This window comes from Stenotrophomonas sp. SAU14A_NAIMI4_8 (genome assembly GCF_003086695.1).
In the GTDB taxonomy this organism is placed as follows: Bacteria; Pseudomonadota; Gammaproteobacteria; order Xanthomonadales; family Xanthomonadaceae; genus Stenotrophomonas.
This window is the reverse complement of the sequence record NZ_CP025999.1, coordinates 3281839-3297278: the sequence shown is the minus strand read 5'-3', so window position 1 is coordinate 3297278 and position 15440 is coordinate 3281839. Positions and strand designations below refer to the sequence as shown.

At 65.3% G+C, this 15440-nt stretch carries 11 protein-coding genes; 5 read left to right on the top strand and 6 right to left on the bottom strand.

The features are described from left to right. The first annotated feature begins 69 nt into the window (after positions 1 to 69). The gene (gcvH, locus tag C1930_RS15095) at positions 70 to 465 is read left to right on the top strand and encodes a glycine cleavage system protein GcvH (RefSeq protein ID WP_108756933.1); all 396 of its coding nucleotides are present in this window, start codon (positions 70 to 72) and stop codon (positions 463 to 465) included. Between the two features lie 505 nt (positions 466 to 970). Then, a complete protein-coding gene (locus C1930_RS15090) occupies positions 971 to 1753 on the top strand; it encodes a histone (RefSeq protein WP_234412673.1) in 783 nt (260 codons plus the stop codon). A gap of 313 nt (positions 1754 to 2066) precedes the next feature. Here the strand turns inward: C1930_RS15090 and C1930_RS15085 are convergent, their stop codons facing one another. Then, on the bottom strand, positions 2067 to 3455 hold the full coding sequence (locus C1930_RS15085) for a serine hydrolase domain-containing protein (protein ID WP_108762671.1): 1389 nt from the start codon (positions 3453 to 3455) through the stop codon (positions 2067 to 2069). A gap of 285 nt (positions 3456 to 3740) precedes the next feature. Here C1930_RS15085 and C1930_RS15080 point away from each other — a divergent pair, with 285 nt between their 5' ends. Further along, positions 3741 to 5069 carry an MFS transporter gene (locus tag C1930_RS15080; RefSeq protein ID WP_108756930.1) on the top strand — a complete coding sequence of 443 codons (1329 nt, stop codon included), beginning with the start codon at positions 3741 to 3743 and terminating at the stop codon, positions 5067 to 5069. Between the two features lie 74 nt (positions 5070 to 5143). Then, positions 5144 to 5500 (top strand): DUF1304 domain-containing protein, encoded by a 357-nt coding sequence (locus tag C1930_RS15075; RefSeq protein ID WP_108750793.1) that lies wholly within the window; start codon positions 5144 to 5146, stop codon positions 5498 to 5500. A gap of 397 nt (positions 5501 to 5897) precedes the next feature. Here C1930_RS15075 and C1930_RS15070 read toward each other — a convergent pair whose 3' ends face one another. Next, entirely contained in the window at positions 5898 to 8375 is a 2478-nt protein-coding gene (locus tag C1930_RS15070) for an acyl-CoA dehydrogenase (RefSeq protein ID WP_108772090.1), read from the bottom strand. Next, positions 8372 to 9289: an alpha/beta hydrolase gene (locus C1930_RS15065; protein ID WP_108772089.1), complete on the bottom strand. Its 918-nt coding sequence runs from the start codon at positions 9287 to 9289 to the stop codon at positions 8372 to 8374. The genes C1930_RS15070 and C1930_RS15065 overlap by 4 nt, the downstream gene beginning before the upstream one ends. 140 nt (positions 9290 to 9429) lie before the next feature. Here C1930_RS15065 and C1930_RS15060 point away from each other — a divergent pair, with 140 nt between their 5' ends. Beyond that, positions 9430 to 10032 carry a TetR/AcrR family transcriptional regulator gene (locus C1930_RS15060; RefSeq protein WP_108756927.1) on the top strand — a complete coding sequence of 201 codons (603 nt, stop codon included), beginning with the start codon at positions 9430 to 9432 and terminating at the stop codon, positions 10030 to 10032. A 162-nt stretch (positions 10033 to 10194) separates the two neighbouring features. Here the strand turns inward: C1930_RS15060 and C1930_RS15055 are convergent, their stop codons facing one another. From C1930_RS15055 to C1930_RS15045, 3 genes are all read right to left on the bottom strand, one after another. Then, entirely contained in the window at positions 10195 to 13179 is a 2985-nt protein-coding gene (locus tag C1930_RS15055; RefSeq protein WP_108756926.1) for a TonB-dependent receptor, read from the bottom strand. Between the two features lie 377 nt (positions 13180 to 13556). After that, positions 13557 to 14414, bottom strand: a complete 858-nt coding sequence (locus tag C1930_RS15050; protein WP_108753870.1) for a hypothetical protein — start codon at positions 14412 to 14414, stop codon at positions 13557 to 13559. A 120-nt stretch (positions 14415 to 14534) separates the two neighbouring features. After that, complete coding sequence (locus C1930_RS15045; protein ID WP_108772088.1) at positions 14535 to 15428, bottom strand: Hsp33 family molecular chaperone HslO; 894 nt, start codon at positions 15426 to 15428, stop codon at positions 14535 to 14537. Between the last annotated feature and the right edge of the window lie 12 nt (positions 15429 to 15440).

The window sequence follows — 15440 nt, the reverse complement described above, 5'->3', positions numbered from 1 at the left end:
CAGCAGTGGCGGCCGGTTGGTTACACTAGCCCCGTTCTTTCCACACCCCTGTATTCCTGGAGCAGTTCCATGAGCGAGATCCCCGGCGACCTCAAGTTCCTCAAGTCCCACGAGTGGGCCCGCGTCGAAGGCAATGGCCGCGTTACCGTTGGTATTTCCGACCACGCCCAGGGCCTGCTGGGTGACCTGGTCTATGTCGAACTGCCCGACGTCGGCGCCGACGCCAAGGCCGGCGAGCAGATCGCCGTGGTCGAATCGGTGAAGGCGGCTTCGGACGTCTACAGCCCGATCAGCGGCAAGGTGGTCGAGGTCAACTCGGCGCTGGCCGACAAGCCGGAAACCATCAACGAAGATGCCTACGGCGAAGGCTGGATGTTCGTGGTCGAGCTGTCCAACGCCGAAGAGCTCAACGAGCTGCTGGATCCGGACGCCTACGCCGAAGCACTGGAAGACGAGGACCACTGAGTCCTGGTTTCCGGCGAACACCAGCGGCCACCTTCGGGTGGCCGTTTTCGTTTCTGCACCCGCGTCAGCCAGGACCGAAGGTGCGTGTGCCGGGTGCGCGTGGCGGCCATCGCTGCGCGCGAACGATGCGTTCGGGCTTGCGCAGTTTTGCGCAAATCCGTGTTTCGGCACCCGCGGAACTGCACCCGGATGTGAAAAGTTTTTACCCCCGTTGCGGGTCCGTTTCGAGAGCGGCTTCCGCCATCGTGCGGTAGCGACGACGACCGCACGTGCGTGCTGCGCCAGCCACTGCCTATCAACGCAGAGTGCTTATTTCAAGTGTTTTTTATTCAACGTGTTGGTCGGCACGTGCGCCGTCGCACCGCCTTGCAGCGCTCGAACCGGCGCGCGGCGGGTGCTGCCGGGCCCGCAGCGGGCGCGCCGCCAAGGCGCCGCGATGTGAAAATTTTTCGCGGGGGTTGTTGACAGTAAAAAAAACCGTGATTAGGTTTCGCCTCAGCAGACCTTGCCTGCCCAACCGAGTGCGCCGAATCAATCGTCCGATGCGAAGCAATCCCTCCAAGACCACCGCGATCCTCAAGACGGTGGACAGGGCCCTGCTTCCCCCGGAGAAACGCACGGCACTTTCCTTTCCGATGTCCGTCCCGCCGACCGGGGCCGACATTGCCGCATCCGTAACGGCGCGCCTGACGCGCCGGCGGTCCCCGCACGCAGCATCGGCGGGTTTGATCCACCTGGGCGTTTCAACTCCCTATCACTGACGAGGAGCCATCCCATGGCAACCAAGAAAGCTGCGAAAAAGAAGCCCGCCGCCAAGAAAGCGGTGAAGAAGGTCGCGAAGAAGGCCGCTGCCAAGAAGGCAGTGAAGAAGGTCGCGAAGAAGGCAACGGCAAAGAAGGCGGTGAAGAAGGTCGCCAAGAAGGTCGCCAAGAAGACCACTGCGAAGAAGGCAGTGAAGAAGGCGGCGAAGAAGGTAGCCAAGAAGCCGGCAAAGAAGACCGCGAAGAAGGCCGTCAAGAAGGTCGCCAAGAAGGCAGTGAAGAAGACTGCCAAGAAGGCCGCCAAGAAGACCACCGCCCGCAAGCCGGCCAAGAAGGTCGCCAAGAAGGCAGTGAAGAAGGCCGTCAAGAAGACTGCCAAGAAGGCCGTAAAGAAGACCGCGAAGAAGGCCACCAAGAAGGCTGCCCCGAAGAAGGCAGCGAAGAAGGTTGCCAAGCGCAAGCCGGCCGCTCGCAAGAAGAAGGCCGCTCCGGTCGCTCTGCCGGCTACCCCGGCACCGCTGATCTAAGTTCCATCCCGATCGCCGTACCCTGAAACCCCTTCCCTGTTGCCCAGCAGGGAAGGGGTTTTTTTATGCCCGCGCGCCGTGCGACGCCCTTGTAGAGTCGAGCTTGCTCGACTGCTCCACCGCCTTTGTAGAGTCGAGCTTGCTCGACTGCTCCACCGCCTTTGTAGAGTCGAGCTTGCTCGACTGCTCCACCGCCTTTGTAGAGTCGAGCTTGCTCGACTGCTTTGCTGGTCAGTCGAGCAAGCTCGACTCTACGAAAGCAAAAAGGGCGACCCGCAGGCCGCCCTTTCCAGGTTTACCGGCGTGTGCCGGATCAGCGCGGCGAGGCCACCGCGCGGTTGCTCGAAGCACCCTTGCCCTTGCGCTTGTCCTGCGCCGGAGCAGCACCGTCGGCCATCAGGCTGTCGCTGCCGAAGTCGGTATCCACGTCCAACCAGCGCTGTGCGGGCAGGCCCAGGGCCGAATCGAGCACGGTCGGCAGCAGGCCGCTGGGCAGGCTGCTTTCACCGTTCCACATGATCGCAATGCCCAGGTCGCGTTCGGGCACCAGCGCCACCAGGCCGCGGTAACCCTGCACGGCGCCGGCATGGAAGACCACGTCGTGGCCGGCGTAATCGAACGTGCGCCAGCCCAGCGCGTAGCCGGCCGAATGCAGGCGCTCGCGGCGCCAGCCCGAACGCATCTCGCCCGGGGTGTTGATCAGGCTCGAATGCAGGGTGGCCAGCAGCGGTGCCGGCAGTACGTCGGGGCGGTGGCCGGTGTGGGCCAGCAGCCACTGCGCCATGTCGCTGGCGCTGGCGTTCACGCCTGCCGCCGGCGCGACGCGGTAGTAGGTCGGCTTCGGGGTCAGCGAGACCCAGCCGTTGCGGCTGCGCACGTGCGGACGCGCCCAGCGCGAGCTGGCCTGGATGCCGGCCAGGCCCATGCTGGCATCGTTCATGCCCAGCGGCTTGAAGATGCGCCGTTCCACGGACTGTTCATAGAAGCTGCCCGACGCGGCATAGACCACGTCACCGATCAGGCTGAAGGCCACGTTCTGGTAGGCGTAGCAGTCACCCGGCAGGCACTTCAGGCTGGTATTGGCCAGCTTCTGGGTCAGCGTGTAGTACTCGGCGTTGCCTTCGATGTCGCGGTCGTAGGCGTTGTAAGGCAGGCCTACGCGATGGCTCAGCACGTCGGCCACGGTCAGGCGGTCGGTGGCTTCGGGCGAATTGAGCCGGAAGCCGGGCACGTAATCGGTCACCTTGCTGTCCCAGCGCAGCGTGCCATCGTTCACCAGCAGGCCGGCCATGGTGCCGGCGAAGGCCTTGGACAGCGATGCCAGACGGAACACGGTGTGGGCATCGACCGGCAGCGGGTTGTTGACATCGGTCACGCCATAACCGCGCGCGCTGATCACCCGGCCGCCCTGCACGATGGCCACGGCCATGCCCGGCACGCGCTCGCCATAGGTCAGCTGCTGCGCCATCGATTCGATGTTGGCCACGTTGAACCCGGCCGCCGGCAACTGCACCTGCGGCACCAGCCCGGTACGGTAGGCGGCCGGCTGGGTGTGGGCCACGCTGTGGGATTCGATGTTGGCCGGCAGCGGCGGCAGGGGCGGCGGCGTCTGCGCGGTGGTGGACAAGGCAACGGGCATGAGCATGCCCAGCAAACCAGTGGTCGCCGATCGGATCGGACGACGCAGGCTGTTCTTTTTCATCGAGGTGACCCGTGCGCGACTGCTGGAGTCGATTCTAGCGCCGCTTTTCGCCTGTGCACAAACAAAGCGAAGATGAATGCGCATCTCGTTGAAAAATTTGGATTTTTGACGCTTGTTCTGCACGCTGCGACGCGCCTTGGCAGGGCGGCTGCAACGCTCGGTTCTGCTGGCCCTGCAGCAGCCGGCTGGCGATGTTGCAGTGCATTGGCTAACGTACGCGCTTCATCGCCCCCCGGAGCCTGCCATGCTGCTGTCCAACCGCCGTTCGCAGGCGAGGGGAATCGCGTGAGCGCGGCACGCAACAACGGTGCACTGCGCGGCCTGGTCGCGGCCCTGCGCGAATCGCCGGCGCTGTGGTGGTCGTTCCTGTACTTCTTCTGCCTGCTCAGCGGCTATTACGTGCTGCGCCCGGTACGCGAGGCGATGGCCGCCTCGGCCGATCTGGAAACGGTGTTCCCGCCGCTGCTGATCAGCTGGTTCGCCAGCCATGGCATCGCCCTGAAGGACTTCGTCCTGCAGTTCCTGTTCACCTGCGTGTTCCTGATCATGCTGGTGCTGCAGCCGGTCTATGGCTGGCTGGTCAGTCGTTTCCCGCGCCGGGTGTTCCTGCCGGTGGTGTACGGCTTCTTCATCGTCACCCTGCTGGGCTTCTACGCGCTGTTCGACAGTGGCGTGCCGGGGCGGGGCATGGCCTTCTTCCTGTGGGTGATGGTGTTCAACCTGTTCGCGGTGGCGGTGTTCTGGAGCTTCATGGCCGATGTGTTCAGCAACGCCCAGGCGCGCGCCTGGTACGGCTACATCGGCGCGGCCGGCACCGTGGGCGCGTTCCTGGGCCCGATCATCACCAGTGCGCTGGCCCAGCGGGTGGGCATCGCCAACCTGATGCTGGTGTCGGCCGGGTTCCTGGTGGTCTGCCTGTTCTGCATCTGGCGGCTGCGCCACTGGGCGGTGCTGCGCGAGCGCGAACAGCAGCTGGTGTCGGGTGAACAGCCGATGGGCGGCAGCGTGCTGGATGGCCTGAAGCTGATCGTGCGCGAACCGCTGCTGCGCTGGCTGGCGGTGCTGGTGGTGTTCGGCGTGGGCGTGGGCACCCTGCTGTACAACCAGCAGGCCAGCATCGTGCGCGCCGCCTTCACCGATCCGGCGGCCAGCACGGCGTTCTTCTCGCGCATCGACCTGGCCGTGAACGCCCTGACCCTGCTGCTGCAGCTCAGCCTGACCCGCTGGCTGCTGTCACGCCACGGCATTGCGCCGGCGCTGCTGATTCCCGCATTCGCCATCCTGATCGGGTTTTCGGTGCTGGCCGCCTCGCCACTGCCGATGATGGTGGCGGTGGTGCAGGTGATGACCCGCGCCAGCGAGTTCTCGCTGTTCAAGCCCGCGCGCGAGACGATCTACACCCGCGTGGACCGCCAGTGGCGCTACAAGGCCGGTGCGGCCATCGACACCGTGGTGTACCGCGGCGCCGACCTCAGCTTCACCTGGGTGCACAAGGCGCTGTCGCTGTTCGGTTCGCACGTGGTATTCGTGGGCGGCATCCTGGCAGCGGCCTGCATGACCGCCGCCGCGTTCGGCGTGCTGCGCGAAGAGAAGAAGCTGCCGCGCGACCGCTGAGCCGCGCGGGGTCGGATCCCTCTCCCACGGAGAGGGCTCTGACCCCATCACCCCATCCATCCAAGGAACCGCCCATGTACTGGATCGCACTCGCCCTGACCCTGCTGGTCGCCCTGCTGCACGTCTATTTCCTGGTGCTGGAAATGTTCCTGTGGACCCGTCCGCTGGGCCTGAAGACGTTCCGCAACACGCCGGAAAAGGCCGAGATCACCCGCGTGCTGGCGGCCAACCAGGGGCTGTACAACGGCTTCCTGGCTGCCGGGCTGTTCTGGGGCCTGTTCGACCACCTGCCGATGCTGGTGAATTTCTCGCTGGGCTGCGTGATCGTGGCCGGCTGCTACGGCGCCTGGAGCGTGAACAAGCGGATCTTCTTCATCCAGGCGCTGCCGGCGGTGCTGGCTGCCGTGGCATGGTGGTTCGTGCCGGCGTGATCGCGTGATGGCGGTGCGCGTATCCACCCATGGGGTGGATCTACTGCGGTAGCGCCACGCCATGCGTGGCCCCACCAGGACGACAGCGGTAGCGCCACGCCATGCGTGGCCCCACCACGCCATGCGTGGCCCCACCAGGACGACAGCGGTAGCGCCACGCCATGCGTGGCCCACCAGGACGACAGCGGTAGCGCCACGCCATGCGTGGCCCCACCAGGACGACAGCGGTAGCGCCACGCCATGCGTGGCCCCACCAGGACGACAGCGGTAGCGCCACGCCATGCGTGGCCCCACCAGGACGACAGCGGTAGCGCCACGCCATGCGTGGCTCCGCATCCTCCACAAAAAAAACGGCGGGCCGGAGCCCGCCGCTTTCATCTCCGCGAATTCCAGGCGATCACGCTGCCTGCGAATGCGGGTCCTTGTGCTGGCGGTCGTAGTAGCTGGCTGCACGCAGTTCGTGGGTGTCGAAGTCGTCCACGGTGATGGTGTCCAGGGTCAGCGTGCGCAGTTCTTCCAGCAGGCTGCGCTCGTCCTGGGTGATCACGCCTTCGGCCACGGCCTCGTCCAGCTGCGCCTTGAAGTCCAGCGCCTCGATACCCTTGCTCTTCAGCGCCTTCAGGAACTTGCGCTCCACCGGCTCGGCCATGATCGCCTTGCTCAGGTAGCTGTTGATGCGGCCGCCCGGGTTGTTCTCGCACGGGGTCAGGAACACGCCACTGGCCAGGCGGTCGCGGGCTTCGTTGGGGGCCATCAGCAGGGCGGCCACGCGGCGGCTCAGGCGATCGCCCGGCGCTTCGGCACGACGGCCCAGCGGGAAGATCAGCGCCCACATCAGCCAGCCGATCGGACGGATCGGGAAGTTGCGCAGGGCCGCCGACAGCGACTCTTCGATCTTGTGCACGCTGTCATGGAAGGCCCAGGCCAGCAGCGGCTGGTCGGCCTGCGGTGCGCCTTCGTCGTGGTAACGCTTGAGCATGGCGCTGGTCATGTAGACATGGCTCAGCACGTCGCCCAAGCGGCCGGACAGCGATTCCTTGAACTTCAGCTTGCCGCCGAGGGTCATCATCGAAATGTCGGCCATCAGCGCCAGGTTGGCCGAGTAACGGTCCAGCTTGCGGAAGTAGCGGCGGGTGTAAGCGTCGCCCGGGGCGGCACCGAAGCGCGCGCCGGTCAGGCCGAACCAGAACGAGCGCACCGCATTGGAAATGCCGTAGCGGATGTGGCCGAACAGGCTGCGGTCGAAGTCCTGCAGACCGGCGCGGGTGTCCGGATCCTGCGCGGCCTTCATTTCCTTCAGCACCCACGGGTGGCAGAGGATCGCACCCTGGCCGAAGATCAGCAGGCTGCGGGTCATGATGTTGGCGCCTTCCACGGTGATCGCGATCGGCGCGGCCTGCCAGCTGCGGCCGGCGAAGTTGCGCGGCCCCAGGATGATGCCCTTGCCGCCGATCACGTCCATCATGTCCGAGATCACTTCGCGGCTCATGTTGGTGCAGTGGTACTTGGCGATGGCCGACGGCACCGACGGCACGTCGCCACGGTCCACCGCGGCAGCGGTGGCCTGCGACAGCGCGCTGATCTTGTAGGCCTTGCCGCCGATGCGGGCCAGCGCTTCTTCCACGCCTTCGAAGCGGCCGACCGACAGGCCGAACTGCTTGCGGATGCGTGCGTACGCGCCGGTGACGGCCGCGCCGGCCTTGGCACCGCCGCTGGCGGTGGAGGGCAGGGTGATCGAGCGGCCCACGGCCAGGCACTCGTTGAGCATGTTCCAGCCCTTGCCGGCCATGGCCGCACCACCAATCAGCTGGGTGAGCGGAATGAACACGTCCTTGCCCTTGATCGGACCGTTCTGGAAGGTCGAGTTCAGCGGGAAGTGGCGACGGCCGATCTCAACGCCGGCGGTGTCGCGCGGCAGCAGGCCCAGGGTGATGCCGATATCGCGGGTATCGCCGATCAAACCGTCCGGGTCGTACATGCGGAAGGCCAGGCCGATCAGCGACGCGACCGGGGCCAGGGTGATGTAGCGCTTGTCGAAGGTCAGCTTGACGCCCAGCACCTGCTCGCCGTTCCACTCGCCCTTGCAGACGATGCCGTAGTCGGGAATCGAGGTGGCATCGGAGCCGGCGAACGGACCGGTCAGGCCGAAGCAGGGCACTTCGCGGCCATCGGCCAGGCGCGGCAGGTACTGGTCCTTCTGTTCCTGGGTGCCGTAATGCACCAGCAGTTCACCCGGGCCCAGCGAGTTCGGCACGCCCACGGTGGAGCTGACCACCGAAGACACCGAGGCCAGCTTCTGGATCACCTTGTGGTGGGCCAGCGCGGAGAAGCCCAGGCCGCCGTACTCCTTCGGAATGATCATGCCGAAGAACTTGTTCTTCTTGATGAAGGCCCACAGTGCCGGCGGCAGGTCAGCGTGGACATGGGTGATTTCCCAGTCGTTGACCATGGTGCACAGCTCTTCCACCGGGCCATCCAGGAAGGCCTGTTCTTCGGCGGTCAGCTGCGGCTTGGGGTAGTTCAGCAGGATGTTCCAGTCCGGATCACCGGTGAACAGCTCGCCCTCGAATCCGACCGAGCCGGTTTCCAGCGCGATGCGCTCGGTCTGCGACAGCGGCGGCAGCACCTTGCGGAACACCTTCATCATCGGGCCGGTCAGCAGCGGCTTGCGGATGAACGGCAGCAGCAGCGGCACGGCGATCACGGCCAGCACGGCGGCGGCCACGATCGTGGCGGTCTGGTTCACGTAGGGCACGAACCAGCAGATGGCCAGCAGGGCCACGCTGATCAGCGTCCAGGTAACCAGCCGCATGCGGTGGTAGGCGACGAACGCGCCTGCCAGCAGCAGGGCGAGGAAGGGAAGAACGATGCTCATGAGCGTGCTCCGGTGACGTGCTCGTTTGTGGCGGACGAAGCCGCAGCATCCGCTGCGGGCAACACGTCCAGATAGTCCAACACAGTAGCGGTAAAGGCGTCGTTGTCATCACCGGCGACCATGTGCGTGGCCTGCGGCAACTGTACGTGGCGCGCGTGCGGCGCCAATGCCAGGAATTCGGCCACGGTCTGCGGCGTGACCAGGTCGCTGCGGCCGCCACTGACCAGCAGCAGCGGGCACTTCACCTGGCGCGCGGCCTCGGCCAGTGCGCCCTGGTGCTGTTCGCTGTCGCGGGCCAGCTCGGCCACCAGGCGCGGGTCCCAGTGCCAGCGCCAGCGGCCGTGGCCATCCTCGCGCAGCAGTGCCTGCAGGGACGCTTCGGATTTGCGCGGGCGGTGCGGCAGGTAGGCGGAAATCACATCGGCAGCGTGCGCCAGCGAAGTGAAGCCCTCGGGGTGGGCGGTCATGAAGGCCAGGATGCGTTCCACTCCGGCGGTGTCCCAGCGCGGGGTGATGTCCACCAGCACCATCGCCGAGAACAGGCCCGGCCAGCGCGCTTCGGCCAGCAGGCCGAACAGGCCACCCATGGAGGCGGCCACCAGCACCGGCGGTCGCGGCTGTTCGCCGGCCAGCACGATCAGGTCATCGGCGAACTGCTCGCCGTGGTAGGGCAGGTCGGCCGCATTCCAGTCCGAATCGCCATGGCCGCGCGCATCGTAGGCCAGGGTCTGCAGGCCGGCGACGGACAGGGCGCGGGCGGTCGCATTCCAGGCGTGCCGGGTCTGGCCAAAGCCGTGCGCGAACAGCACGTGTCCGCGTCGCCCGGCCTGGTTGGCCGTGGCAGCCAGGTGCGCGCCATGGGCCGCTTCCAGGCGCAGATCGGTGAATACAGCAGCGGCAGCAGGGGTAACCATACTTGATAGTATGGATGGGCCGTGGAGGAAGTCAATACTGCCCGGTATGGTGCACTGCGGAAGCCGCGCCGCAAGGGTTACGACGGTTTCCAGCGCAACGGCATACTGCAACGAACCCCGGCGTATGGTTAAATCAGCCCATGAATCAACCTGACACTTCCGCCGGCGAATCGCGCGCCGGCCGCAACAGCCGCCTGAGTGCCGAAGACTGGGCCCAGGCGGCCCTCGACCTGATTGCTGAACAAGGGGTGGGCGCCGTCGCGGTCGAACCGCTGGCGCGCCGCCTGGGTGTCACCAAGGGCAGTTTCTACTGGCACTTCCCTTCGCGCGATGCGCTGCTGCAGGCCGCGCTGGAACGCTGGGAACTGTTCGAGCAGGAACAGGTGTTCGGCAGCCTGGAAGACGTGCCCGACCCACGTGCACGCCTGCGCCAGCTGTTCCAGATGGTGGCCCATGAAGTGCAGCCGCACATCATCTACAGCGAGCTGCTGAAGGCACTGGACCACCCGATGGTGCGACCGGTGATCGACCGCGTTTCGCAGCGTCGACTGGACTATCTGGTCGCCTCGTTCCGCCAGGCCGGACTGAGCTCCACCGATGCCCGCCACCGTGCGCGGCTGGCGTATGCGGCCTATGTCGGTTTCCTGCAGCTGTCGTTGCAGCTGCAGCAGCCCAAACAGGCGCGCGAAGATTTCGAAGCCTATGTCGAACACCTGATCGAGACGCTGATTCCGAACGGTTGATCAGCACCAGCGACGAACGCAACGCCAAAAGGCCGCAGCACTGCTGCGGCCTTTTTCATTGCGCGGGCGTTCGTGCGCAAAACGGAAGCGAAGAGGCGCAGAAACAGAAACGGGGCCCCGAAGGGCCCCGTCCTGGTGTTTTACGCTACGAACAGGCCTCGATCAGAAGCGCTGCGTGTACTGCATGAACACGTAGCGGTCGAAGTCCAGCATCGGGTCGATCGAACCGGAGCTGTTGTTGGTCTGCGAGTAGCTCTGCGGCGGGGTCTTGTTCCAGATGTTGCGCGCGCCGACGGTGACGGTGCCGTTCCACGGCGCCGCCCAGCTGACCGACACGTCCTGGTACGAGATCGAGCCCTTCTTGTTGGCGCCTTCACCGCCGCCCCAGCCGCCGTTCGGGGTCAGGTAGGTCGGGTCGTTGCACTCTTCGGCCGAACCGTCGAAGCAGAAGTCACGGTAGCCGCCGTAGTAGCGCAGGTTCCACTGCGCCGACAGGTCACCCTTGGCCCAGTTCACGCCCAGGGTGCCGCGCACGCGCGGGAAGTTCCAGTAGCCGGCGTAGTTGTCCCAATCGGCAGTGGAATCGCTCTTGGAACGGTAGGCCGACAGGTAGTTGGCGTCCAGGTGCACCGAGAACTGGCCGATGCTCATTTCCGGCAGGCGGTAGTTGGCGCCGAAGTTGTAGCCTTCGGTTTCCAGCACACCCAGGTTGGCGTTACCGCGGCTCAGTGCCACGACCTGGCCCGATGCAGCGTCGCGGGTGTAGTTACAGAACGAATCCACACCGTTGTAGCACTGCTGCAGGACGTAGGTGGCCGACACGGCGGTGATCACGTTGTTGATGGTGATCTTGTACCAGTCCAGCGAGAAGTCCAGGCCCTGCACCCAGCGCGGGCTGAACACGAAGCCCACGGTGCGGGTCTTGCTGTATTCCGGTTCCAGCTCGGCGTTACCCACACCGGCCTGGAACGGCGCGATGCTCTGGCTTTCGCGGGCTTCGACCGGTGCGCCGGCGCTGTCCTGCTGGCGGAAGTTGGCGCCCAGCCCTTCGGCGTTGCAGCGTGCCGCGGCCGTGGCGTTGCCGGTACGGATACCCAGCAGGGCATCGCACGGATCGGTGAAGTAGTCGAAGGTCTGCGAGCCGCCACCGAAGGTGTCGTCCAGGGTCGGGGCGCGGAAGCCCTTGCCGTAGGTCGCGCGGACCAGCAGGTCTTCAACCGGCTTCCAGGTCAGGCTGAACTTGCTGTTGGTGGTGTCGCCGAAGCGGTCGTAATCGGAGTAGCGGCTGGCGATGTCGAACGACAGCTCCTTCGCACCCGGCACGTCCTTCAGCACCGGAATCATCAGCTCCAGATACACTTCGTCGGTCTTGTACTTGCCGCGGGTTGCGCCGGCAGCCAGATCGGTGGTGTAGCCGGCAGCGGACAGCTGGTCCGGATAGTCGTAGCCATCAACGGTACGGTGTTCGATACCGGCCGCGAAAGCGAACTCGCCCGCGTCGCCCGGCATGTTGAACAGGCCGCCGGTGATGTTGGCGAAGTACTGCTTGCTGACGCTCTGCTGGGTGGCCTGGCTGATGGTGTTGATGTACTGCAGGGCATCAGCAGTGGAGGCCGACGGGCCGCCCAGGATGTTGAACGGGGTGCACTGGCCAGCGGCCAGGCTGGTGCCCAGCGCGATCGGGTTGGCAGCGGTACCGCACTGCACGACGCCCTGCGAGTTCAGGAACGACGGGCCCAGGGCCTTTTCCAGTGCCAGCAGGTTGACGTTGCCGGTGCCGATCTGGGTGACATCGAACTTGTTGTAGTTCATGCCCACGTCCCAGTTCCAGCCGTGGTCGCCGACGTCGAAGGCACCTTCCAGCGCGCCGTCGAAGTGGTACGACTTCACGTTGTTCTGCGAAATACGCGGGATTTCAATCGTGCGGCGGAACCAGTTGTCCAGCGCCAGGCCGGCACCCGGATTGGCCTGGTTGCCGAACGGGTTGTAGTAGCTGTCGGCGCTGATCGACACCGGGTAGGTCGGCTGTGCACCGGTGCTCAGCGGGTAGCCGGCAACCTGGCGGACCGAGTCACGCTCGGAGTACATCACGGTCGACTTGAAGCTGATGTTCGGATTGAAGTCGTAGGACACCGAGGTGAAGATCGACTTCGTTTCCGATTCCTGCTGCAGCATCATCTGCTGGCTGGAATTGAAGCGGTCATTGGCGGTGACGCCAACGTGGTAGTTGCCCAGGCTGTTGGAAGCCGCGCCAACGCCCACGCCGTCGTAGGTGCCGGTGTGGTTCAGCACGTACATGTTCGGCGTCCAGTTGCCGTCGGCAGCGGAGACGATGTTGCCGTCTTCGTCCAGGTAGTTGCCCGCACCCGGGGTACCGGCGGCGCGCGGATCGGTGAAACGACCCCACGGACCGGTGGCGCTCAGGCCGGCACCGATGTGGCGCGGACCGTAGGTGTAGCGGGTCAGCTCGCGGTCCTTGGCCCACACCGGATCTTCCTTGGTGTAGCTGGCGCCGAAGATGATCGAGCTGTTCTCACCGGTGGTGCCGGCGGTGAACGAGTACGACTGCTTCTGGCCATCGCCGCGGCCGTTCTGGCCGATCAGGCCGGAGAACTCAGCGCCTTCAAAGTTCGAACGCATGATGATGTTGACTACACCGGCCACGGCGTCGGAGCCGTAGATGGCCGAGGCGCCGTCCTTCAGCACTTCGATGCGCTCGATCAGCGCGCTCGGGATGGTCGACAGGTCGGTGTAACCGGCCAGGCTGGTGGTCCAGCGCTTGCCGTTGACCAGCACCAGGGTGCGGTTTTCGTTGAGGTTGTACAGGTTGACGTACTGGCCACCCTGTTCCGGGTTGGACGTCAGCACGGCGGCCTTGCTGAAGTTCTGCGTACCGGCAACCGACAGGTTCTGCAGGATGTCGCCGACGCTGACCAGGCCCGACTTCTTGATGTCCTCGGAGGACACGGTGAAGATCGGCTGGGCGGTTTCAACGTCGACCGAACGGATGCGCGAACCGGTGACCTGGATGCGATCCAGGTTGGTGGCGCCGCTGGTGGCTTCCTGCGCATGGGCGGTCGCGGTGGAAGCACCGGCGACCAGCGCGATGACAACGGCATCGCGCAGCTTGTTGGACTTGAAATTCATTGGCTCTCTCTCTCCAAGGAAATCTTGGCTGGGGTAGTGCCTGGCGACGGGACCCAATAGGGGCCCCAAAAACGCAAGGCTGAACCGATAGTAACGAGCCTCGTTGGAAAATTAAAGGTGTGTTAATTCATGTCTCACTTTCCTCGGAATTCAAGGAAAGTCTTTTTATTTCAATGGGTTGAAGTTTAACTGCGCAACCGCTGACGGTTTATGACAGGCGGTGGGGGCGTAAAAAGTTTCAATTGATGCATGTCGCGACGTGTCGTTGTGTAACCGCTGTGCCCGGCAGAGGCGCGACACGATGCGAGCGGAAACAGAAAAGGGCGCCCCGAGGCGCCCTTGTCGTGACATGGCCGGATTACCGGCCAGGAGTGGAATCAGAGATCCTGCTCGTAGCGCACGTACGGCACGGTGCCGTCGTCGTTGCTTTCGTTGCGCGGGGAGAACGGATTCTTGCCGCGGCTGATGACGTTTTCCGCGCCGACGGTCAGCTGGCCCGACCACGGGGTGCGCCAGGTCAGGCCGATGCCCAAGCCTTCCCACTTGCCCGGCTTGCCGGGTACATCGACCACGCGGCCGATGATGCTGCCGCTGAAATTGCCGTAGCCGGCACCCAGGCTCAGGCTCTTGCTGTCCCAGCGGTCGACGATGGCCGGTGCGGCGTCGGCCAGCGGCACAAGGCGGGCCTTGGCATAGGTGCCGGCAATGGAGACGAAGCCCTCGCGGCCGATGTTGCGCTGGGCGAACACGGTCAGATCGTTCTGCTCGGCGCGCAGGGCAGGGGTCTTGTTCGGCGAGGCCAGCCATGCCGGCAGGGTTTCACGGCCGGTACCGGCGGTGATGCCCAGGCGGTTGCTGCCACGGTTGAGTGCGGCGGTGCCGGTGAAGCGGCGGTTGTTGGCACCGATCGCGTCATCTTCATCGCCCAGGCTGGCCAGCATGCAATGGCTGGCCAGACCGCTGATGCTGGTGCCACTGCTGCTGTTGCACAGCAGGCCCAGCGAGTCGCCCGAGGACAGACCGAAGGCGGCATCCAGCGAGTTGCGGCCGAAGTGCCAGCGAGCGCCCGCGGCCTGTTCGCCGGTGGGTTCCAGGTACAGCAGGGCTTCGACCTTGCCGCTGCCCTTGTTCCAGACCGGAATGACGGTGCGGGTGTCCTTGCTCTGCGCATGCGCGCCCGTGATCGCGCCAAGGGCGATCAGCAGGGCCAGCGGTAGACGCAGGAAGGTACGCATCGGACCAGTTCAGACAGGGGCGGACGACGAAAGTTCCCGCTGGGGCGGGAACTCGATCCTAGGGTGTTTATGAATTCTTAACAAGCCTTGATCCTCCCCAGAACACAAGACCTGTCTGTTTTACTGAAGCCGTTCAGGTGCCGGTGCATTCCCCTCGGCACCGTGGAACAGTATGCCGAACTCCGTCAACGGAAAGTGATACTCCTGTCCGCAGAATTCGCATCGCACTTCCACCGCGCCGGTGTCCTCGGCGGCCGCGCGGGCTTCTTCTTCACCCAGCGATTCGAGCATGGCCGCGACCCGCTCGCGCGAGCAGGAGCAGGCGAAGGACAGCGGCTTGTCGCCCACCAGCACCGGTTTTTCCTCGTGGAACAGGCGGTGCAGCAGGTCGTCGGCCGGGGTCGCCAGCAGCTCGGCCTTGCCCAGGGTCTCGAACAGCGCACTGGTGCGCACCCAGCCATCATCGTCGCCCTCGTCGCCGGGCAGCTTCTGCAGCAGCAGGCCGCTGGCGCCATTGCGGTCGGCGGCCAGCAGCAGGCGGGTCGGCAGCTGTTCGGACTGCTGGAAGTAGTCCTCGAAGGCTTCGTCCAGCTCGGCCGCGCTCAGGCCAACCAGGCTCTGGTAACGCTGCGGTTCGCGCGGGTCCAGGCCCGGGTTCTCGATGGTGATGGCCAGCAGCGCGCCCTCGCCCAGGGTGGACAGGTCACGCGGCGCGTCGCCGCCGTCGGCCAGCTGGGCGATGCCGCGCAGGGTGCCGGCGGCGGTGCATTCGGCGAACAGGGCGCGCAGGGCGGTATTGCTGCGCAGCTGGATCGACAGACGCCCATCGACCTTGGTGTGGCCGGTAAACAAGGCCGAGGCGACGCTGGCCTGGCCCAGCAGTTCGGCGGCGTTGTCCGGGTAGACCGCGTGGGACAGGATCTTCTGCCAGGTGGCGTGCAGGTGCACGTGGACACCGCGGACGCCGGCGTCGGGCAGCAGGAAACGGATCAGGGAATCGGATTGGGCGGTCATCGGCTCACATCG